Raw genomic sequence first — 21,682 nt, 5'->3', positions numbered from 1 at the left:
GCCAGATCGTCGAGCAGATCACCGCCGCGCAAGGCCGCGAGCTGCTCGTAGCGCTGGTGCAGGCGCGCGTGCACGGGATCGATCCCACTCACGGCATGCAGCAGTTGCAGCAATTGCTGCGGTCCCAACTCCGGCTCATGACGCAGTGCGGCCAGGGCGCAGCTCACCCCGTGCACGCGCGCCTGCACCAGCGCTACGAGCAGCTCGCGGCCTTGCGCGGCGGTGATCTGCTCGACGATCTGGCTCGCATCGCCGCGCGCGCGATCCCACAGGGTGACGGTGGGCGCGCCCGCGACCTGATCGAGGACTACCTGGCCGGTGACGAGGCGCTGTGGACCGCGCTGCAGGCCGGACTGGCTCGCCCGGAGGTCCGTCATCTCGCGGCCGGATATCCGTCGGCGACACCGGCCGACGCCGACGACGCGCTGGTTCGCGCGCAACGCTGGCGCGCGGTGGCCGCCAGCGATATGCCGGCCGCCGCTCGCCGCGCCGCGATCCGGCTGCACAACGGATATATGCGGATGTGGGAGCGGATGAGTAGTGCCGGACTGTGAGGTACCCGGATCGCCGGCCGAGCTGAACAGTCGGCGGGCGGGCGGGGTGGATCCCGAGGTGCTGGCCGTCGTCGAGCGATGGAATCCGCAGGGCGGCGCGCTGCTGCGCGCGGTTCCCGCCGAACCGGGCCCGAATCCCGTCGCGCCGAACGGAGTCGCGGCGACACATGCGGAAGTCATTGCGACACAACCGGTGTCGGTGACGGTCATCGGTCCCGACGACGCCAACACCACCTTGCTGCGTACCGAACTGTCCCGCTTCGAACCGCGCGTAGCGCTCACCGATCCGGTCACCGACCCGGCAACCCTGGTCGCCGCCACCGATTTCGGCCCCGGCAGCGGACCGCCGGTGGCGCTCGTGCTGGTGGACCCCGGCGCCGCCGTCGGCGCCGCACTGCTCGATCCGGTCGCCCGCCTGCGGGCGGTGGGAACGCGAATGCTGTTCGCCATGAACGGCATTCACGCCCATCCCGACTGGCGTTCGGTACTGGATCGCGATACCGCCATGCTGGCCCGAGCGCTCGGCGCCGAGCCCGAGATTCTTCCGGTCTCGGCGCGCCTGGCCGTGGCCGCGCGCGGCAGCGGCGACGCCGCGCTCCTGGACCGCTCCGGCCTGGCCGCCCTGCACGCCCAGCTCAGCGCCGCCGTCGGGGCCCGGGTCGGCCCCGAGCGACTGGCCGAGGTCACCGCTCGGGTGCTCGCCGACACCCGCGCCCGGGTGCTGAGCCAGATCGAGGCGCTGCGCTCGGGCAGCGCGGTCGCCGCCCTGCGCGCCGAACGTACCGCCGCGCTGGCCGGACGCGACGGTGGCCGCGCCCAGGCCCTGGGCGCCCTGCGTAATCGGCTGCAGTTGGCCCGGGTCGATCTGACGCACGAGGTCGGCGCCCGCGTCCGCACCGTGAACGCCACCGCCCGTGCCGATCTGGACCGCCTCGACCGCCGCTCGGTGCGCGGCTATCCCGATCTGCTGCAGGCGGCGGTGAATCAGGCCACCGCCGAACTCGACGGCGTGGTCCGTCACCGCCTGGCCGAACTCGCCCGCCAGCTCGAGGCCGTGGCGGGGTCGGAACCACAGCCCACGCTCGCCTCACCGCCGGCTCCGCCGACCGATCCCGCACCCCGGGTCGGGCCCGATCCGGAGCGCCGCCACCGCGGCGTCGAGGATCGGCTGATGATCGCCCTGGGCGCATCGGCGGGTTTCGGCCTCGGCCGGTTGATCGTTGCGCCGTTGTCGCTGGTGCCGGCGTTGGATTACGCCACCGTGCCGGTCACCCTGGCCCTCGGCGCGGGCGTGGCGTGGTGGGTGGTGGGGGCCCGGGGACATCTGGCCGATCGGGCACATCTGCGGCAATGGGTGACCGATGTGCTGGTCAATGTGAAGGCCCAGCTGGAGCAGCGGGTGGCGACGGCCCTGGTGGAGGCCGAGTCCGAGCTGACCGAACAGGTGGTGCGCGCGAGCACCGCCCGCATGGTCGAGGCCGATCGCCGGGTCGCGGAGCTGGAGGGGCAACTGCGCCGCGCGGCCGCCGAACAGCCTGCTCGAGTGGCCGCATGCGAACGCGATCTGGCGATCCTGCGGGCCGCGGTCGCCGGGTGATCCGGCCCGGTCGCGGTTTGCCGGTCCCGCACAGCTGCGGTCCTGGTGAGGTGGGAAGGTTTCGACCGGGTCCCGAGTGAGCAACCCCATTCCGTACCGACCGTCACATCGCGTTAACCTCTTTACTTAAGGAATCCGGGTGTCCGTCTCGTTCTCGTACGCCGCCCAGCCGGGGCGTGCTGTCGGCGAGCCGGGCGGATGTCCACAGCCAACGGCGGCCTTCCTGGTGTTGAAAGCTGTTTTCGGCAGCTCTCTGGCCCGCCGCTCATCTCAGGAGAGTTTTCATGACCTCAGCGACCATTCCTGGTCTTCACGGATCCGATGGCACCGCGCCGACCAAGCACGCCGGACTGCTCGCCTGGGTGCAGGAGGTCGCAGAGCTCACCCAGCCGGAGCGGGTCGTCTGGGCCGACGGTTCCGATGAGGAATGGGACCGGCTGACCGATCGACTGGTCGCGGCCGGCACCTTCCAGAAGCTCAACGAGCACAAGAAGCCGAATTCCTTCCTCGCGCTGTCGGACCCCTCCGACGTCGCCCGCGTCGAGTCGCGCACCTTCATCTGTTCGCGCACCGAGGCCGACGCCGGCCCGACCAACAACTGGGTCGACCCGAACGAGATGCGCGCCACCATGACCGAGCTGTACCGCGGCAGCATGAAGGGCCGCACCATGTACGTGGTGCCCTTCTGCATGGGCCCGCTGGGCGCCGCGGACCCGAAGCTCGGCGTCGAGCTCACCGACTCCGAGTACGTCGTGGTGTCGATGCGCGTGATGACCCGCATGGGCAAGGCCGCGCTGGAGAAGCTGGGCACCGATCGCCCGTTCGTGAAGGCGCTGCATTCGGTCGGTGCGCCTTTGACGGGCGACGTGGCAGATGTCCCTTGGCCGTGCAACGACACCAAGTACATCACCCACTTCCCCGAGGACCGCGAGATCTGGTCCTACGGTTCGGGCTACGGCGGCAACGCGCTGCTGGGCAAGAAGTGCTACTCGCTGCGCATCGCCTCGGCGATGGCGCACGACGAGGGCTGGCTGGCCGAGCACATGCTGATCCTCAAGCTCATCTCCCCGGAGAACAAGAACTACTACGTCGCCGCCGCGTTCCCGAGCGCCTGCGGTAAGACGAACCTGGCGATGCTGCAGCCGACCGTTCCGGGCTGGCGCGCGGAGACCCTGGGTGACGACATCGCGTGGATGCGCTTCGGCGAGGACGGCCGCCTGTACGCGGTGAACCCGGAGTTCGGCTTCTTCGGCGTCGCCCCCGGCACCAACCACAAGTCGAACCCGAATGCGATGGCCACGCTCGAGGCCGGCAACACCGTCTACACCAACGTCGCGCTGACCGACGACCGTGACGTCTGGTGGGAGGGACTCGAGGGCGAGCCCGACCACCTGATCGACTGGAAGGGTAACGACTGGTACCTGCGCGAGACCGAAACGCTTGCCGCGCATCCGAACTCGCGCTACTGCACGCCGATGTCGCAGTGCCCGACCCTCGCCCCGGAGTGGGACGACCCGCAGGGCGTGCCGATTTCGGCGATCCTGTTCGGCGGCCGCCGCAAGACCACGATCCCGCTGGTGACCGAGTCCTTCGACTGGCAGCACGGCGTATTCATGGGCGCCACAATGTCTTCCGAGCAGACCGCCGCCGCCGAGGGCAAGGTCGGCAACGTGCGCCGCGATCCGATGGCCATGCTGCCGTTCATGGGCTACCACGTCGGTGACTACATGAACCACTGGATCAACCTGGGCAAGAACGCCGACGCCACCAAGTTGCCGAAGATCTTCTACGTCAACTGGTTCCGCCGCGGCGACGACGGCCGCTTCCTGTGGCCGGGCTTCGGCGAGAACTCCCGCGTGCTGGAGTGGATCGTCAACCGGATCGAGGGCAAGGCCGAGGCCGAGGCCACCGCGATCGGCAATGTGCCCACCGCCGGCGACCTGGACCTCGAGGGTCTGGACGTGGACCCCGCCGACGTCGACGCCTCGCTGAAGGTCGACCTCGACGAGTGGCGCAAGGAGATCCCGCTGATCGAGGAGTGGTTCGAATTCGTCGGCGACAAGCTGCCCTCGGGCGTGCGTGACGAATTCGAGGCGCTCAAGCAGCGCCTGGGCTAGTCGGACGACGCCGTTCACCGAACGACGAAAGCGAGCCGCCCGCACCGTCTTTGCGACGGGGCGGGCGGCTCGTCATTTCCGCGGTTCCGCGTGCGGAATGGCGCGCTTGTCCTATTCTGATTGTGTTCTGCATCTCACGAATACTCCCCGTGGTTGCGGGGAATTAACTACTCGGCTGAACTGACTGCTTGCAGGTGCTCGTGGATTCCGTTGTCTGGCCGACCGGTCGGGGTATGTGGGAGGTGGGTGTAGGCATGACAGAACTCGGGTTCGATGCTGTCTCGGGATTAGCCGGCGCGCGGTGGGCCGATCCGGAAGCGGACTTCACGCCGACGGCGGCGAGTACGCCGCTGCAGCGTGCCGCGGCCCGCTTGCAGGCCGTACTCCCCCCTGGATGGCAGGTCGACATCGACCTCGCCGCGCCGCGCCCGCACGAAAATCCGCAGCCGGTGCTGCGAGTTCGCTTGTCCGAGAATTGATTCGGCGCACAGTCCCTGGCGTCACGTACTGCGCGCAGCGGACATCCCGGACCGATCGCCCAGCCAGGAGGCGCGAAATCCTACCTCGCGGTTCGCTTTTCGCAAAACGCACTATTGCGTTTCCTGTGATTGCAGAGCATGCTTAGAGCAACATTGCCGGACGATTTTACAGATGCAATCGCAGGGGAGTCCGAATCATGGCGGTGCACGTGGTCGGCCGATCGCTGATGACCAGTGATCAGACCCCACATCAAGCAAGGTCCGTCGGTACCGGGGGCTGGGTGGTGTCCTTTCTGCCCGGCCGGACCTTGACGCTCGAACAGGCGACGGCGGCGCTGCAGGCGGCCGAGGCGGTGGCGGCGGTCCGCTCACTCGCCGACCGCGTCGGCCTGACCCCGCTGGAAACCGTCGGCCTGGCCATGCAGGAGCCGCCGTGGAGCGAACCGGCGCGGCGCACCCGTCGGCGAGGATGGCTGGAGTAGATCGGCCCGCGTAGATCCGGATGCGGCTCAGCGGAGGGGTTTGGTCGTGACGACGACCAGATTGCTGACCAGTAGTTCCCGCATGCCCGGTATGCGCGTCACCCACCACGCCCAGCGCGGGTGGTAGCGGGGGAAAGCGGCGAGGATCCGGGCCCGGCCGCCGGTTTCGCGAGCCCATCGCAGCCCGTCGGCGGCGCTGACGGCGAACAGGGAGCTGCCGAAGCGGTTCTTGGGCTGCTTTCCGGTGCGGCGGGTGTAGCGCCGGGCCGCGAACTCACCGCCGAGGTAGTGCCACGGACCGGTCTCGTGCCCGCCGAACGGTCCGAGCCACACCGTGTAGGACAGCACCATCAGACCGCCCGGTTTGGTGATCCGCAGCATCTCGTCGGCCATGACCCAGGGCTGCGGCACATGTTCGGCGACATTCGAGGAAAGACAGATGTCGACGGCGTCGTCGCGGATGGGCAGCGCCATTCCGGATCCGCGGACCGCGCCGGCGACGGTGAGCCCGGCGGCGTGCATTTCGGTCGGATCGGGTTCGATCGGCAGATAGCGCGCGCCCGCCGCCGCGAATTCGTCCGCGAAGTAGCCGGGGCCCCCGCCCACGTCGACGATCACGGTGCCGCTGAGGTCCCGGCCGGTCAGATCGCGATAGAAATCGGCGATCAGGTCGGCGGTATCGGCGGCGATCCCGCCGTAGAACCGCGCCGGATCGGTTTGTTCGAAGCGGAAACTGCCCAACAGGCGCAGTGAACGGCGAAGGGTGGCCCGGCGCGCGAAGCGGGGACGCGGTCCGGTTGCGTCGGATCGAAGCATGGCCGCGCCAGTCTATGCGGCCACCGCAGCGACCCGGAACGGCCGTCGGCGGCTATGGTGGACCCCACTGTCGTCCGACGTGAACGATCTGGAGAACTGCCGTGCCCGAAATCGGCCCTCGCGAGCGCGCTGCCGGGGCGCAGCTCTGTGGGCCCGGCGGCGGCGAGAACGAGGCCCACCCGAGTGCTGACGTGCGGGAAGTCCTGCTGCTGTGCTGGCGCGATACCGGACATCCGCAGGGCGGCGGGAGCGAGCGGTATCTCGAGCAGGTGGGTGCGCAGTTGGCGGCGCGCGGGGTGAAGGTGACGCTGCGGACCGCGCACTATCCGGGCGCGCCGCGCCGGGAGCGTATCGACGGCATCGAGATCAGCCGGGCCGGCGGGCGCTTCACCGTCTATCCGCGCGCGCTGGCCGCCATCGCGGCCGGGCGGCTGGGCTTCGGCCCGCTGCGCGGAGTGCGGCCGGACGCGGTGATCGACACCCAGAACGGCATTCCGTTCTTCGCCCGGACGGTCTCCGGGGCGCCCTCGGTGGTCCTGGTGCACCACGGCCATCGGGAGCAGTGGCCGGTGGCGGGTCGTGTGGTCGGGCGGATCGGCTGGTGGATCGAATCGCGACTGTCCCCGCGGGTCCATCGGCGCGACCAATATCTGACCGTATCGCTGCCCTCCGCGGAGGAGCTCGCCTCGCTCGGGGTCGATGCGACGCGAATCGCGGTGGTGCGCAACGGTGCCGAACCCGTACCCGCGCAAGCGCCGACCGGTGGCGAATCGACCCGCACCCCGTATCCGAGCATCGTCGTGCTGTCGAGGCTGGTGCCGCACAAGCAGATCGAGGACGCGCTCGACGTCGTCGCGGGTCTGCGTGACCGCCTGCCCGGTCTGCGCCTCGACGTGATCGGCGACGGCTGGTGGGCCGACAATCTGAAAGACCGCGCGCATCGCTCGGGTATCGCCGACGCGGTGGAATTCCACGGCTTCGTCGACGAAGCGCGCAAGCACGAATTGCTTTCCCGCGCTTGGGTTCAGGTGCTGCCCTCCCGCAAGGAAGGGTGGGGTCTCGCGGTGATCGAGGCCGCGCAGCACGGCGTCCCGACCATCGGCTACCGCAGTTCACGGGGGCTCACCGACTCCATCGTCGACGGCGTGACCGGGGTGCTGGTGGACGACTCCAGCCAGCTCACCGAGACCGTCGGGGAATTGCTCGCCGACTCCGAGGCGCGAATTGTCATGGGGGAGAAGGCTCGTACGCGAGCTCGCGAGTTCTCCTGGGAGCAGACGGGTACCGGAGTCGGTGAGGTCCTGGCCGCTGCCGCCCGGGGGCGGTTCATCTCGGGGCTGGTGACGGGACGTGCGACGGTGGCCGCTGCGACGTCGGCGCCGCTGCGAGACGACCGCGTCGCGCCGACTCTGCGCTGATCAGCGGACGATATCTGCCGGCCGACGGCACGCCTGTCGATCCGTGTGGATCATCTCCTCCGTCGCCTGTCGGCCGGCGCCGCGACGAGGCCGGCCAGGAGCAGAGCGGCCCAGAGCGCGTGCGCGGCGATGGCTACGGTGCGGTCGGTGGCGGTGGCCCTGGCCACGTCCCGTGCGCCCGGTACGCGGTACAGCGTCAGATCGGCGTCGGAGTACACCGGCTGTAGCGCGCCCAGCGTGGTCTTCGCATCGCCGACCGCTCCCGGCGTGCGATGTTCGACGAGAATCCACCCGACGCCGTGGGCGGCGAGGTCGGCGGGTGCCGCTCCCCGGAGCAGAAGGTTTTCCACTCGCTGGGCCCGTGCCCCCTCGCCCGCCACCACTCGGCCCCGGACCGGCAGCACCCCTGTCTGCAGAACATCCGACCGCAGCATGCGCGGCGCCGGATCCAGCACCGGCACCCGTCCGCTGTAGGGGAATACGCGGAACATCCCCGCGGGCGATACGGCGACGTCACCGGGACCGTCGACCACCGCGGCGACCCGCTGCCACGCCGGCGGGTAGTGCACCGGTCGCAGTGCTCCGCCCACTCCCCACGCCAGGTCGGGAAGGGTGAGGATCAGCGCGGCGATGAACAGCAGGGCGGTAAGCGGTTGCGCGGCAACAGGTTCGGCCTGCACCGGCTCGCCACCAGCGTTCGACGGTCGGTCCGCATCCGCCGCTCGTGGTGACGGCGTTCCCGACGGGCTGCTCGTATTCGTCTGGTCCGCTTGTGGCGCAGTCTGTTTCGCGATCTCCGTGCGGTGTCGGCGGCCGAGTGCGGCGAGGGCGCGACAGCCCGCCGCCGCGCACAGGGCGTACGCGGGCATGGCAAGGGCGACGTATTTCTGGGTGTCGCGCAGCAGTCCGGCGCCGGGGATGCGCGCGATCAGGGATTCGCCGATGGCGAGCCCCCACCCCGTAGCCCCCAGGGCCGGCAGCAGGATGCAGACGGCGGCCAGTACCAGCAACATCCGCCGGGGATAACGCGTGGATCGTTCACCCCGGGCTGCCACCGCGCGCACGCCCGAGACGACGATCGCCAGCAGGACGAGAGTCGACAACACCGCGAAAAGCGTTGTCCGGGAGCCGGGTACCGCCTCGCCGTTCCAGATCCCACCCAGTCCGGCCAGGCTCCCCAGCGTGCCGAGCCCCGGTTCGGCCCGCGCGGCGAAGGCCGCCACCCCCGCCGGATCGGACGGTTCGGCCCCGCTACCGGACAGTGCGGTGGCCACCAGCCACGGACTGGCGCTCACCAGCCACAGCGCCACCGCGCCGACGACATTGCGCCGGCCCACCGTGAGAATCGCCAGCACGCCCGCCAGTAGCGAACCGGTCGGGGTCAAACCCGCCGCGGCGAGGACGCCGCCCAGCATCGACCACGGCGCGGCGGCGACCGGTAGCCCCCGACGGGGCCGGTGATCGTCGGTGGTCCGCTCCGCTCCCTCACCGGCCGGCTCCCGGGCGCCGCCGGTCCGTATCCGTTGTCCGAGGACGACGGTCCAGGGCAGTGCCGCGTATCCGGCCAGCAGGCTCCAATGTCCCTGCAGCAGCCGTTCGGCGACATAGGGATTCCAGATCGCGACCGTCGCGGCGACGAGCCGGGGAGCCAGGGAGACTCCCAGCAGGGTGTGCGCGAGCCGGGCCGCACCCCATCCGGCGGCCGTGAGTGCCAGCACCAGGATGGCCTTGACGACGATCCCGCCGTCCACCACCACCGACAGTGCCGCGAGCAATCCGTCCTGTGGCACGGCCCGCGGCGCTGCGTCACCCAGGCCCAGTGCCGCATCGGTCGGATACGACCGGGGCGTGCTCACGCCGTCGCGCAGCAGCAGATAACCCGGCCCCAGCAGCGGCCCGACCACGATCAGGGCGAGCGCCAGGCTGTAGGCCACGGGAACGATCCGAGCCCACCTCGGCGCGGCGGCCGCAGGCAGCTGCGAGCTTCTGGTGTCGTCGCCGTGTTCTCGAGCCCCGGTCACGCTGAGTCACCCTACGTCGGCCGCAATGCCGGCGACGGTCGCCCGTCCGGTGCTCCTAAACTCGCACGCCGATCTGGCGCAGCAACGTCACGTCGTCGAATACCGCACGAGCCCGAGCGATCTTCCCCTCGCGGATCGTGTACAGGCCGAGCTGGGTGTACTCCACCGGCTGGTGGGTCGCCGGGACGCCGCGCAATTCCGCGGAATGGGTGCCGCGGATCGTGATGTGGGCCCAGACCCGGTCGTCCTCGGCGATCAGCTCGTCCACGGTGAAGGTGGCATCGGGAAGCGCGCGGAAGTAGTCGAGCAGGAACGCGCGGTAGTCCTGCACGGTGAAATCGGCGCGACCGGTGCGGGCGGCGAGGGTCGGGAAGGTGCAATCCGGCGTGAAGCTGTCCCAGATTGCCGCCAGATCCCTGGTCGCGGCGTCGCCGACCTTCATGAATCGGCGAATGACGTCCTTGTTCGCTTCGATCGACATATCCAACCCTCACATTGAGACCGTATCGTTGATACTAAAGATATGGTCTCAGTGAGATGGTGTCAACGCGGCGAGATGAGGGGTTGTTCATGGATCGATGCGCCGAATGCGGTTTCGAGTACCGGCCGGCCGAGTCGCCGCAGGCTGCGGGCGCGATCGTCGCGGGCGTCACCGAGCTGGCGGCGACGCTGAACGACTGCCCCGACGCGGAGCGTCGCCGCCTTCCGCAGCTGTGGTCGCCGCTCGAGTACGGCTGTCACGTCCGCGACGTCCTGCTCGTGCAGCGGGAACGCATCCTGCTGGCGCGCCGCACCGACCGCCCGGCCCTGCTCACCATGGGCCGCGACGAACGTGCCGATCACGACGGCTACGCCGACCAGGATCCCGCCGACGTGGCGCAGGAACTGCTCGTGTCGGCGCGACTGCTCGCGAATGTGCTCGACCGCCTCGCCGAGGACGACTGGGACCGCCGCGTTCTGTACAACTACCCCGATCGCGTCGAGCGCGAACTGCGCTGGGTGGCGGTCCACACCGTCCACGAGGTCCGCCACCATCTGCTCGACGTGCGGCGCCAGCTGGCGGACGAGGACTGAAAACAGCCGCCCGACGGCGTACCGCGGGCCTCGGCTGTTCCGGGCGGGGACGAGGTGGGAGCATGGCGGGATGCCTGCCCTGCGCCGTCTACCCGTGGTCGCGGATATGACCCTGGTGACCGCTGGGGCCATGACCGCGAATATCGCCGGCTATCTGCTGCAACTGCTGGCCGGGCGCTGGCTGGGCGTGGCCGGCTACAGCGCCTTCGCGAGCCTGCTGGCCGTGCAGTTGCTGGCCGCGGTGCCGGCGTTGGCCCTGCAGAATGTGGTCGCACGGGAGCTGGTGCGCGGCGCCGCGGTGGCGACGGTGCGCGGTTTGACCCGGCGCTGCGCGCTGATCGTGGCGGTTGTCGCACTCGCGCTCATACCCCTCGTCGCGGTGCTGCTGCACGTGCCGGCACCCGCCGCGGGCGGGGCGCTGATCGCGGCGCCGGTGCTGGTACTGCTCTCCGGGGAGCAGGGCATTCTGCAGGGAACGAACCGATTCCGTTCGCTCGCAATCGTTCTCGGTGGTTCGGCGATCGCCCGGGTAGCTCCGGCGCTGATCGCGCTGGCCGTCGGGGCGGGTGCCGCTGCCGCGCTCTGGGGCGCTGCCCTCGGCCTGCTGGTGGCCACCGTTGCGGCGAACCGGATCGCGCGACTCGCACTCTCGGCGAGGGATGCCGGCTCGCCCCCGTTGCCGCCGGACGCGGCCGAAGTCGCGGAGGCTCCGGTCGCCGGCGAGGCCTGGGGAACCGGTGCGCGGGCCGGGGCGGTGCGGGCCGCCGGCGTGGGCGCGGTCCTGCGCGCCGCACAGGTTCAAGCCGCGTTGATGGCGCTCTCGTCCGCGGATCTGATCGTCGCTCGCATCGTGCTCGACGAGGCGGACGCCAGCCGCTACGCCCTCGGTGCGATCGCCACCAAGATCGCTTTCTGGCTGCCGCAGGCCGTCGGCGTCGTGCTGTATCCGCGGATGGCGCAACCGCAGCATTCCGTGCGTGCGCTGCGTTCCGCGCTCGGCGTGCTGGGGGCGGTCGGGCTGGTCGCCGTGGCGGGTGCGGCCGTGCTGGCGCCGCTGGCCCCGTTGTTCGCCGGGCGCGACTACGCGCCGATCCAGGATCTGCTGTGGCTGTTCGCGCTCGCCGGCGCGCTGTTGGCAGTGCTGCAGGGAGCCCTGCTGTCGGCCATCGCCGCCGACCGCACGGCGCCGGCCGTCGTGATCTGGATCGGATTGGCGGTCGAAGCGGGCGTCGCCGGGCCGTTCGTGCGCAGCCTGCCCGTGTTGATCGCGCTGGCCACCGGAGTCGCCGCGACGGTCACCGCGCTGGTGGTCGCCGTCGTGATCCGGACCGTACGCCGCGACCCGCGCGCTGCCACCGATGTTGCTGTGGGAGAACGGCTTTCGCCGTTGTCGGCCGAGTGACATCGGGGTCGGCGCGGCTTATGCGTCCGACTCCGTGACGTCCTCGGCGGTGATGTCCTCGGCCGCGCGCTGGTACGCCTCGGCCGCGCGCGCGAAATAGTCGAACAGCAATTCCCGCTGTTCGGGGGTGTAGCCGCGCACGATCTCGCCGATCCGGCGGCGCGCGGGGGCCAGGGCGCTGTCCAGGCCGGCGGGCCGGTCCACCGGTTCGACGATGACCTTGCGCCGGTCGGCCGGATCCGGCGCCCGGCGCACGTAACCGCCCTGTTCCAGGCGATCGATCAGGCGGGTGGTGGGTCCGGTGGTGAGCCCGGTGCGGGCGCCGAGTTCGCCGGGCGTCATCGCCCCGCTCAATTCCAGGATGTTCAGCGCGTAGAGGTCGGTGGCCCCGAGCCCGACCGCTTTCGCTCCCGCTTGGGCATGCAGCACCACCGAACTCAGATAGCGCCGAAAGACCTCGCTGTCGCGGCTTGCTGTTGACACCAGGCGCACCTCTCTCATAATCTCTTCCTCAACAAAGAGACTTCTTCAAAGAAGAAAAATCTTCTAAGCAGAGAATATCACGAGAGGGAACGCTCATGACCGCCACCGACACCACTGCCATCCGCGCCCTCATCGAGCGCAGCCGGGACGCGTGGAATCGCGGTGACGGCGCCGCCTACGGGGCGTGTTTCACCGCCGACGCCACCGACGTCACCTACCTGGGCAGCGTCTACCACGGCGGGTCCGAGATCGGCAGCGCGCATCAGGCGCTGTTCGACAGCTTCCTGAAGGGCACCCGGCTCACCGTCGACATCGTCGAGATCCGCCACTACGGCAGCGATACCGCCGTGGTCGTCACTCGCGGCGAATCGGCCAAGGGGCAAGCGAAGAAACTGGGCAAACTCGCCACCTACACGGTGGTCCGCGAATCCGACGGCCGGTGGCGGATCGCGGCGGTGCAGAAGACCCAGCGCAAGACCCTGATGGAGGCCCTGACCTTCCGCCTGCAGCCCGCCGCTCGGCCGGCCGCACGGTAGCGCCCGGAATACGACAGTGGCTCCCCGGTCCGACAACCGGGGAGCCACTGTGCGAGCGGAAGCCTAGCGGTTCTTACTGATGTCGATCTGCTGCGTCGGAGCCTCCGAGAAGGCCTGCCCCGGCTTGTCGCTCGGCGGGGTGGTCTGCGGCTTCTTGACCAGACGGCCCGGCTTCGAGGTGCCGTCGCCACCGCGCAGGCCCAGGATCAGGCCGGCGATCAGCGAGATCGCGCCCAGCACACCGAAGATGATCGGCAGCGTGCGGCCGTAGAGCGACAGCTGATCCATGTACTTGCGGGCCTCGTCGATCTGCGAGCGGATGGTGTCGGGATCGAAGGTCAGCGTGGTGTTGATCGCGGTGACCTCGGGCTTGTCGGCACTGCGCGCGTAGTACTGATGCAGCTGTTCGGAGCCGTTGATGACGGTGCCTGTCTGCGGCTCCACATACACGTCACGTGTGTTGGTGTAGTAGCGGTTCATCGTGATGTCGCCGTCGCCCGGGACGCCCCACTTCGCGGCCGGGAAGGTGAGCCGGTTGGTCGGCGAGGAGGTGACCTTCGACAGATCGGTGGCCGGCACCTGCTGGTGGAAGTGGTAGACCTTCAGATCGTTGATCTCGGTCTCCTCCACGAACTTCATATCGAACGACTTGCGGGCGTTGATGTCGAAGTACGGGTAGGTCGTCTTCTCGGTTCCGAGTGGGAAGCGGTACTGGAGACCGGTGTGCTGCACCGGATCCGCGACGCTGTTGCCCTTGCTGTCGACGGTGGTGGCGATCGAGCCGTTGGGGTCGTCGTCGATCGGCTGGCCGGTCTTGCGGTTGATGGTGACGCGGTCGATGATCGCCGACAGCAGGCCGGTGTCGCCCGTCTTGTCCTTGCGGCGCAGCGTCTGACCGGCCTGGATGGTCATGTTGGTCTTGCCGGACGGTTCCTCGACGGTGAGGAAGCGCTGCGAGATGAGCCCGACGTTCTTGTCGACCACCGCCGGGCCCTCGCCCGTGAGGAGCGTTTTCGAATCCAGCACCTCGCTCGGGGCGTCGGGTTTGTTGGATGCGATGGTGGTGATCTCGAGGTCGAGGGGAGTTTTGGCCAATTGGCTCACTCCATACGTCGGGACCAGTATCGCTGCGACGATCAACAGCGCACCGAGTCCCACGAGCAGGCAGGCCACCGTCCTCTTGGTACCGGCACTGAGTGCCATGCAAACTCTCCTCGTCGTCGAACAAGCCTCGTCCGGGTGCGCTCATAACCGGGTGCGGTCATAACACAAGCACTCGTGAGCCCCGACACTAACAGTCCGGCACCTTAACCTGGCGAGCTGAGTGCGGAAAACACTCCGAAAAAGTACGAGTGTCCGGCGAGTCGCGGTTCGAGTCCGCGGGCGCGGGGAGCCGCACGAGGCGCCGGCGAACCCGGCAGGGCACACTGGATCGCGATGACCGCAACGCCAGAAATCGCCACATCCAGCACCGACGTGCCGGTTGCCGCGGCGTCGCGTCCCGCTCCGCCGGTTCCCGGAACCCGGAGATTCGTTCCCGCGCTGGAGGGGTTGCGCGGACTGGCCGCCCTCGGCGTGGTGCTGACGCACGTGGCCTTCCAGACCGGCGCCACCGCGACGCCGGTGATCGGGCGGGTGTGGGAACGGTTCGACATGGCCGTCGCCGTATTCTTCGGTCTCTCCGGTTTCCTGCTGTGGCGCCCGCACGCCGCAGCGGCCCGCGGCCTGGGCACCGCCCCTCGGGCCGGGCGCTATCTGCTGCACCGGGCCGCTCGCATCCTGCCGGCCTACTGGGTCGTGGTCTGCGTGGCGCTCACTTTGCTGCCGTCGGCGGCACATTCGGCCGGGCTGCGGGTATGGGGGGCGAATCTGATCCTGGTGCAGGTGTTCGTTCCGCTGACCCTGACCGACGGTCTCACCCAGATGTGGAGTCTGTCGGTGGAGGTGGCGTTCTATCTGATGCTGCCGCTGCTGGCCTGGGCGCTGGTCCGGTTGCGCGGCGCGGCGGCACGGCAGCGGGTGTTCGCGGTGACCGCGATGGGACTGCTGTGCCTGGGCTGGAATTTCCTGCCGGTGCCGACCCCGGACGCCATCCACGCCGACAATTGGCTGCCCGGATATCTGCCGTGGTTCGCGGCCGGCATGGTGCTGGCCGAACTGGCCGAGGTCCTCGCCGCGCGGTCCCGCAGCGGGGATGTGACCCCGCGCTGGCAACGGCCGCTCGGCGACCGCCGGCTGATGTGGTCGGTCGCCGCGGTCGCGTTCGCGCTGTCGGCGACCGATCTGGCCGGTCCCGCCGGACTGGCCCGCGCCGCGGCGTGGCAGTACGCGATGAAAATGGGTCTAGGGGCCTTGATCTGTTTCGGCCTGCTCGCCCCGCTCGTGGTCGGTGTCGCGCGGCACCGCTTTCTGGAGAGCCGCCTGGCGCTGACGATCGGACGCTGGTCCTACGGCATCTTCATCTGGCATCTGGTGGTGCTGGCGATGATGTTCCCGATCTTCGGATTCATCCCGTTCAACGGCGGGTTCCTGCATGTGCTGGCATTGACGGTCGCCTTCACGATGCCGCTGGCCGCCGCGAGTTACGCGCTGGTCGAAGAACCGGTGCGGCAGTGGGTCAAACGCCGGTTCGGTTAGTGGAACGCGCCCGCCGGATCGGTGCGCGCGCGGGCAGTGCGGCGACGCCCACCGCGACCACCGCCACCAGCGCCGGGAACTGCGTCCACAGCGAGCCACCCATATAGGCCTCGGCCGAACGCCACGGTCCGGTCGAGAGCGCGGCTTCACCCAGAATCGTTCCGGCCCCGGCGAGGACCGCGAGAACGAGCGGCGCCTTCGGCAGCAGCCGCACCGCAACCAAACCTGCGGCAGCGCAGAGTGTTCCGATCGGACCGGAGATGAGGAACGCGGCGATCGACACACCGGCCGCACCCAGCCACCAACTGTTCCAGGTCCGAGGTGGTGGGTCGTAGGTCGTCGCGGGTTCGCCGTCCGCAGGTGCGGGCGACTCGGCCGCCGACAGGACTGGGGCGCCGGGTGTTCTGCCTGCTGCGGGGAGCGGTGTAGTCCCGTCGGCCGGCAGTTCGGCCGCGTGGCGACCATCGCCGTTGTGCCACAACCGTTTACGCAGTCGTCTCGGAACCGGCAGAGCCAACAGTGCCAGCGGGATCAGCAACAGCAATCCGCCGAAGATGGCCAGGCGATACCAGCGGTCGATCGGGAACCCCACCGTCACCGGGCCGTGCGCATCGGCGGGAATCACCCACCCCTGCTTCCACCCGTCGACCACGACGGGCCGCAACGCGTGGCCGTCCCCGGTGTGCGCGGTCCAGCCGACATTGGTACTGAGTGGCAGGACCAGCAGGCGATCGCCGGCCGGCGCATCGATGCCGGCCGGGCGACCCGTGTCTTCGGGCGACCCCGGAGCGAGGGATTCGGGCGAGGCGGAGCCGTCGGCCGCGAAAGCCGTGTTGTCCAAGCGCAGTTCGTCGACGGAGAACAGTTCCGTCGGGGCGACCGTGACGTCGACGGAACCGGCGGGGAGGTCGACCGTCCCCGGGGCGCCGCCGTCGCCGGGCACGCACACGGTGGCGGACACCGGCTTTCCCGTGAGCAACGCATCGGCCGTCGCCGTCACGCTGGTGTGCAATACCCGCCCGGCGACCGCGATGGTCGGGCCGTGGTCACAGTCGACGGTCACCGGCCGATCGCCGGGGGCGGGCGCGGGGTAGTCCGGTCCGAGTACCGACACCTCCGCCAGGCCCGGCGGTTGCTCCTGGGTGAGCCCGAGGGCGGTCCGGTCCAGCACCGGCTTCCAGGTATCGACGCTGAGCTCGATGTGGTCGGTGACGTACGGATGCAACTCCAGCCGCACCGGAGTCGGCGGCGCCGACATCGGGGCGGGGGTGTCGGTCGACTTGGGCTCCGGGGCGGGCGCGTTGCGCGGCGGTGTGGCGGTCGGCGAGGTTCGGCCCGGTGAGTCGGCCGTCGCCTCCGGATCGCGTCCCTTCGGCGCGGGCGGAACCTCGCGAACCTGCGGCCCGTCCCCGAGATTGACCGCGATCGAGGTCGGTCGCGCGGGCAGTGCGCCCATCGGCGGGGTGACCTCGAGGCCGGTCACCAGTTCCGGTCGCGGCAGCTGAATCGTCAGTGTCGGTTTGGCGCCGGTGCGATTGCGCACGGTGTCCTCGGGCGCGATCCAGCTGGTGCGCGGATCGCCGTCGGTCGCCGCGAAGGCCGAACCGCGCAGATCGCCCACGTCGGCCTTGCCGCGGGCGATGGGCCGCTCCGGATCGGTCAGCAAGCCTTCCAGTGCGGGGCCCTGTCGCGTGCGCAGAGTCAGTCGCGGTGCGACCGTCATCGGGTCCGGCACACCGAGAGTGCGTTCGAAGGCGCCGGGCTCCTCGGCGGGTAGCGCGAGGCCCTTACTGCAGCGAACCCGATCGGGCGCATCGAAACATCCGCTGCGGCCGGGGAATTCCTGTCCCAGATTCCAGCCGCGCACCGGCGTTCCGGCCGGAACGGGCGGTAGCACCGTGTGGTGGCGAATCGTCACGGGCGTGGGCGCGTCCCGGTTCGAATAGTCGAACAGCTGAACTTCGCTGATGCCGAATTGCCCACCGCCGGTGCCGTTCTCGGTGCGGGTCGCGGTAATGGTGAGCCAGTCGGTACGGCCCGGCGGCAACGAAACCGACACCGGCGCACCGGGTTCCGATATCCGTGCGGCCACCGTGCCGTTGGCGGTGCGCACCTCGATCCACTTCACCGGGTCGCCGATCGCGGCGGGGCTCGTGGTCACCTGCAGTGCACCGGCTTCGATGGGATGGTCGAGGTCGAGTCGCAGCCATTGCCCGACAGCGTGTTCGGCGCTGGTGCTCAACCACGCGGTGCTCGGATCCCCGTCGAAGGCGGCGGCGGTCGAACTGCCGGGCGCCGCTCCGCCGAGCTGCGTGGCATCGGCCGCGGAACTGGATGCCGTGACGGCCGCGCCGGACCACTGTCCCTGCACCGGCTGCGCGCCGGGCACCGGGTAGTCGGGTACCAGATTGTGGGTGCGGCGGGCGTCGGTGGGCGCGCGCAGCGCCGAATTGTGGTTGTCCACCCGTCCGAAATCGGCCTCCCGATCCATCGGGGTATCGGTGATCGTGGTCGCGACCGGAGTCAGTCCGGCGCGTGCGGCATCGGCGGCCAGCAGTGCGGAACCGCTCGCGTCGGAGTCGTTGCGACGCAGCCGTTCCAGCACTTCCGGCCCGCCCTGTACCACCGGAACCGAAGGCAGCGGCACCGTCCGTGCCCCCGGGAAACTCGCCGGAGCGCCGGGACCACTGCGAATCTCGGCAGGGTCACCGCGGTCGCCGGCGCTCACCCGGTAGATCTCGATCGCCGGATACGTCGGGCGCAGATCACCGTCGGCGACCAGACCGTCACCGTGGCCCACCTCGATCGGGTTGCCGAATTCGGCGACCTTGGTGATACCGGGCGAACCTTCGATCGCCGCGTGCGCCAGCATCGGCCGGGTGGAGCGGGAGGTATCGGGGTCGAGATCGTTGCGCAGCACCAGAATTCCGATGCCCTGATCGATCAGTGTCGGTGCGAGCCCGGTCGAGGGCCGGCCGTCGGCGATCAGCCGCTGCACCGAATCCATCGCCCGGATCGCGCCCGGCGGCGTGAGCGGCACGGCATCACGCACCGCCCACGGCGTGCGGGCCAGGGCCTGTAGTGGTTCGTCGCGGGTCAGGCCCCAGATCTGACTGCCGAACGGTGCTCCGGGCACCACCAGCGCCCGGGTGTCCGAAGCGTTGCGCGCCAACCAGTCCGCGGTCTGCTGCCAGTACGCCGGCACCTTGTCGTAGGCGCCGCGCGGGGCGAGTTTGCCGGTCCATGCCAACGAGGTCGACAGCGCCAGCGCCGCCAGCAGCAGCGCCGCCACCGCGACCATGCGGTTGCGCTCGGGATGGGCGAAGGCGCTGCGCCACAGGGGCATCGGCACCGAGGCGGGCAGCGGCACCCGCCGCAGCAGATGGGCGAGCCCGATCACCAGCGGGATCCGGATCAGTGGTTCCAGCTTGTGCACATTGCGCAGCGGGGCGCCGCCGGAATCCAGGAAGATCCGCACCGATTCGGCGAACGGGCCGCCCAGCTGTCCGGCATATCCGGCGCAGATGCCGACCAGGCCGGCGATCAGGACGAGCGTGAACCGCTTGCGCGCCGGCATGGAACGCAGCGCCAGCCCGGCCATTCCGGCCGCCGCCAGCACGCCCGTCGCCAGCACCGCCGCGGGCTGGGTGACCAGCACCGCACCCGCGATCCGCTCCGGTGAGACGTACGGCGTCCAGCTGTCGGTGCCGCGCAACACCTCACCCAGCGACGCCCACTGGGTGGTCACGCCGGAGGATTCGATGTAGTCCAGGAACGGCGGACTCACCTTGCCCAGCACCAGCAGCGGCACCACCCACCACAAGGTGCCCAGGATCAGCAGCGGAATCCAGGCCCGGGTGAACCGCCACCAGGTCCGATTCGGGCGATACGACGCCCACCACAGTGCCGCGGGCAGGAAGGCGGCCACCGTCGCGACCGCGTTGACCGACCCCATCAGCGCCAACGCGAGGGCGCTCGCCGCCGGTGAGGTCGCGCCCCGCATCGAGACCGATTCGGCGGTCGGCCGGTGCGGTAGCAGTCGCCGCCACCCGGACCGGGCGGCATGGATGCGCGGCATCCCGACCACACCCAGGGCCGCCGGTGCGAGCAGCACCCAGGGAGCCAGCATCATCGGCAGGGTTTCCGAGGAGATGGATCCGAGCGTGGTCAACACCCGCGGCGACAGCGCGAACGCGACCGCCGCGATCACCCGGGAACCGCGGGTGCCGATGCCCAGCGCCTCGCACAGCCGGACGATGCCCCAGAAGCCGGCGAGGATCAGCAGCGCCCACCAGATCCGCTGCGTCACCCACGCCGGAAGGCCCAGCACATGGCCCAGCGAGAAGAAGGCGCCGTGCGGGAAGAAATATCCGTAGGCCTGGTTCTGCACCTGGCCCATCGGCGCCTGACTACTCCACAGATGGGCGGCACGCTGCAGGAATCCGACCGGATTCTGGGCGAGGTCGTATTTGGTGTCGGCGACGGTGTTACCGGGCGCCTGCAGAAAGGTCAGCAGGAAGGCGACGAGAACGGTACCGGCGAACCAACGCCGGCCCAGTGGTGCGCCGGCCGAGGAGAGAGAGTCGGCGGAAGAGGCAGCGGCGGGCGCAGCGTCAGCGCGCGCCGTACTCAACGTTGTTCAGCAGCGACGACGACGCGTCGCCACTGCGATCCACCTCGGGTCGCGTATTCTGCGCTGTCGCCGTCACGACAATGAACACCGCGATCACACCGAGCAGCGCTCCGGCGACGGCGCTCGCAACCCCCGGGACGGCAAACTTCATCGCGTACTCCCAACATCGACACAGGCGTCTTGCGAGCCAACCTACAACATGGACGCGCCCCGAGAGACACGCAGCACGGCAACCCGCCGGGCGAACGGTTCTCGAGCGGCCTTCCGAGCAGCTGCGATCAGCTCGGCTGGTCCGGTATCGGGCAGGCCAGCCCGTTCAACAGGGTGCGCAGTTTCGCGGTCGTCTCGTCGAGTTCGGTGCGCGGGTCGGAGGCCGCCACGATGCCGCCGCCACCGTAGGCCTGCACGGTGCGTCCGTCCGCGGACACGTCGGCGCACCGGATCGCGACCACCCATTCGCCGTCGCCGCGCGCATCGCACCAGCCGACCGCACCGCCGTAGAAGCCGCGCGGCTCCTCGTACTCGGTGATGGTCCGCAGGGCGAGGTCGGTGGGGGTGCCACAGACCGCGGGCGTGGGATGCAGCAGCAGGGCCAGATCGAGCGCGGTGGTGGCGGGGTCGCGCAGGCGTCCGGTGATGGGTGTGGCCAGATGCCAGACCTCGGCGGTGTTGATCAGCTCGGGGCCGTCCGGGATCGCGAGTTCGGCGCACACGGGGGTGAGTCGTTCCCGGATCCACTCGATGACGAAGGCGTGTTCGTCGCGATTCTTGGTACTGGACAACAGCTCCCGAGACCGTTCGGCATCGACGGTGGGATCGGCGTGCCGGGGCAGCGTTCCGGCCAGCGGACGCAGCGTGACGGTGTCACCGTGCCGGGCGACCAGCACCTCCGGTGTGGCGCCGACCAGGTGCGCGCCGGTCCGGCCGGCGGGCGTCAGATCGACGGCGAAGACGTTGGCCTGAGGATGGCGTACCAGCAGGTGCGCGGCGACCACCTCGGGCTCGAGCGGCTGGTCCGCCTCGGCGATCAGCGAGCGCGCGGCGACCACCTTGCGCAGCGGCTGCGCCGGATCCGACAGCTGCTCCACCAGTTTCGTCACCCGGGCCACATGCTCTGCCGGACTGGGAATCTCCGCGACGACCCGGACCTCGGGCAGGGGCGGAACGGCGGCCGGACGCCACGGGCCCGCACTGTGCTGGGCCTGCTGCGGCTCACACAGCGCGGCCGCATCGCCCGGGTCGAACGGGATCGCGCCGACGATCAGTTCCGCCGCACCGTCACGCAGGGCCGTCGCTGCCCGCCGCGCATCGTCGAATGCGCGCCGGATGCCGGTCGTACGGACCACGCCCCCCGGTTGTGCGAGCAGAAAGCCGTCCATAGTTTCCCGACGATAGTCGTGTGCGGAAGCGGCGGCGCCCGGGTAGCGACGCAG

The 21,682-nt window shown here is 69.9% G+C and carries 17 protein-coding genes and 1 pseudogene; 10 read left to right on the top strand and 8 right to left on the bottom strand.

The window, feature by feature from the left end; genetic code table 11:
• The 5 genes and pseudogenes from A5780_RS40770 to A5780_RS08080 form a co-directional block, all read left to right on the top strand.
• A pseudogene (locus A5780_RS40770) lies at positions 1–554 on the top strand (hypothetical protein); the annotation flags it as partial.
• Positions 541–2,151, top strand: a complete 1,611-nt coding sequence (locus A5780_RS08095) for a hypothetical protein (protein WP_082940600.1) — start codon at positions 541–543, stop codon at positions 2,149–2,151. The pseudogene A5780_RS40770 and the gene A5780_RS08095, both read left to right, overlap by 14 nt.
• A 284-nt stretch (positions 2,152–2,435) precedes the next feature.
• A complete protein-coding gene (locus A5780_RS08090; RefSeq protein ID WP_063011466.1) occupies positions 2,436–4,268 on the top strand; it encodes a phosphoenolpyruvate carboxykinase (GTP) in 1,833 nt (610 codons plus the stop codon).
• A 254-nt stretch (positions 4,269–4,522) separates the two neighbouring features.
• Positions 4,523–4,747 (top strand): hypothetical protein, encoded by a 225-nt coding sequence (locus A5780_RS08085; RefSeq protein ID WP_064908140.1) that lies wholly within the window; start codon positions 4,523–4,525, stop codon positions 4,745–4,747.
• A 197-nt stretch (positions 4,748–4,944) separates the two neighbouring features.
• Entirely contained in the window at positions 4,945–5,229 is a 285-nt protein-coding gene (locus A5780_RS08080; RefSeq protein ID WP_030514228.1) for a hypothetical protein, read from the top strand.
• A gap of 27 nt (positions 5,230–5,256) precedes the next feature.
• On the opposite strand, the gene A5780_RS08075 is transcribed toward A5780_RS08080, so the two are convergent.
• Positions 5,257–6,045, bottom strand: coding sequence for a bifunctional 2-polyprenyl-6-hydroxyphenol methylase/3-demethylubiquinol 3-O-methyltransferase UbiG (locus tag A5780_RS08075; RefSeq protein WP_064908139.1), 789 nt, complete (start codon positions 6,043–6,045; stop codon positions 5,257–5,259).
• 191 nt (positions 6,046–6,236) lie between these two features.
• On the opposite strand from A5780_RS08075, the gene A5780_RS08070 reads away from it, so the two are divergent.
• Positions 6,237–7,463 (top strand): glycosyltransferase family 4 protein, encoded by a 1,227-nt coding sequence (locus A5780_RS08070; RefSeq protein ID WP_063011556.1) that lies wholly within the window; start codon positions 6,237–6,239, stop codon positions 7,461–7,463.
• Positions 7,464–7,513: 50 nt separating this feature from the next.
• On the opposite strand, the gene A5780_RS08065 is transcribed toward A5780_RS08070, so the two are convergent.
• Both A5780_RS08065 and A5780_RS08060 read right to left on the bottom strand, forming a co-directional pair.
• A complete protein-coding gene (locus A5780_RS08065; RefSeq protein WP_369829512.1) occupies positions 7,514–9,439 on the bottom strand; it encodes a hypothetical protein in 1,926 nt (641 codons plus the stop codon).
• Between the two features lie 100 nt (positions 9,440–9,539).
• A complete protein-coding gene (locus A5780_RS08060) occupies positions 9,540–9,965 on the bottom strand; it encodes an ester cyclase (protein WP_064908138.1) in 426 nt (141 codons plus the stop codon).
• A gap of 89 nt (positions 9,966–10,054) precedes the next feature.
• Between A5780_RS08060 and A5780_RS08055 the strand changes: the two genes are divergently transcribed.
• Positions 10,055–10,558, top strand: a complete 504-nt coding sequence (locus A5780_RS08055; protein WP_064906231.1) for a DinB family protein — start codon at positions 10,055–10,057, stop codon at positions 10,556–10,558.
• Between the two features lie 70 nt (positions 10,559–10,628).
• A complete protein-coding gene (locus A5780_RS08050; protein WP_064908137.1) occupies positions 10,629–11,960 on the top strand; it encodes a hypothetical protein in 1,332 nt (443 codons plus the stop codon).
• Positions 11,961–11,978: 18 nt separating this feature from the next.
• Here the strand turns inward: A5780_RS08050 and A5780_RS08045 are convergent, their stop codons facing one another.
• The gene (locus A5780_RS08045) at positions 11,979–12,443 is read right to left on the bottom strand and encodes a MarR family winged helix-turn-helix transcriptional regulator (RefSeq protein WP_064908144.1); all 465 of its coding nucleotides are present in this window, start codon (positions 12,441–12,443) and stop codon (positions 11,979–11,981) included.
• Between the two features lie 95 nt (positions 12,444–12,538).
• Between A5780_RS08045 and A5780_RS08040 the strand changes: the two genes are divergently transcribed.
• The gene (locus tag A5780_RS08040; protein ID WP_063011458.1) at positions 12,539–12,979 is read left to right on the top strand and encodes an SgcJ/EcaC family oxidoreductase; all 441 of its coding nucleotides are present in this window, start codon (positions 12,539–12,541) and stop codon (positions 12,977–12,979) included.
• Between the two features lie 63 nt (positions 12,980–13,042).
• On the opposite strand, the gene A5780_RS08035 is transcribed toward A5780_RS08040, so the two are convergent.
• Positions 13,043–14,182, bottom strand: coding sequence for a DUF3068 domain-containing protein (locus tag A5780_RS08035; RefSeq protein WP_064906202.1), 1,140 nt, complete (start codon positions 14,180–14,182; stop codon positions 13,043–13,045).
• A gap of 234 nt (positions 14,183–14,416) precedes the next feature.
• On the opposite strand from A5780_RS08035, the gene A5780_RS08030 reads away from it, so the two are divergent.
• Entirely contained in the window at positions 14,417–15,616 is a 1,200-nt protein-coding gene (locus A5780_RS08030) for an acyltransferase (protein ID WP_082976338.1), read from the top strand.
• Here A5780_RS08030 and A5780_RS08025 read toward each other — a convergent pair.
• The 3 genes from A5780_RS08025 to A5780_RS08020 form a co-directional block, all read right to left on the bottom strand.
• Positions 15,597–20,249, bottom strand: a complete 4,653-nt coding sequence (locus A5780_RS08025; RefSeq protein ID WP_197521694.1) for an alpha-(1->3)-arabinofuranosyltransferase family protein — start codon at positions 20,247–20,249, stop codon at positions 15,597–15,599. The two genes, A5780_RS08030 and A5780_RS08025, sit on opposite strands and share 20 nt — an antisense overlap.
• Positions 20,230–20,400, bottom strand: a complete 171-nt coding sequence (locus tag A5780_RS38965) for a DUF2613 domain-containing protein (protein ID WP_082940596.1) — start codon at positions 20,398–20,400, stop codon at positions 20,230–20,232. The genes A5780_RS08025 and A5780_RS38965 overlap by 20 nt, the downstream gene beginning before the upstream one ends.
• Before the next feature lie 127 nt (positions 20,401–20,527).
• Positions 20,528–21,628 (bottom strand): isochorismate synthase MenF, encoded by a 1,101-nt coding sequence (locus tag A5780_RS08020; RefSeq protein ID WP_064908136.1) that lies wholly within the window; start codon positions 21,626–21,628, stop codon positions 20,528–20,530.
• Between the last annotated feature and the right edge of the window lie 54 nt (positions 21,629–21,682).

The sequence above is a fragment of the Nocardia sp. 852002-20019_SCH5090214 genome, assembly GCF_001665865.1.
In the GTDB taxonomy this organism is placed as follows: domain Bacteria; phylum Actinomycetota; class Actinomycetes; order Mycobacteriales; family Mycobacteriaceae; genus Nocardia; species Nocardia nova.
This window is presented reverse-complemented; position numbering and strand designations above follow the sequence as displayed.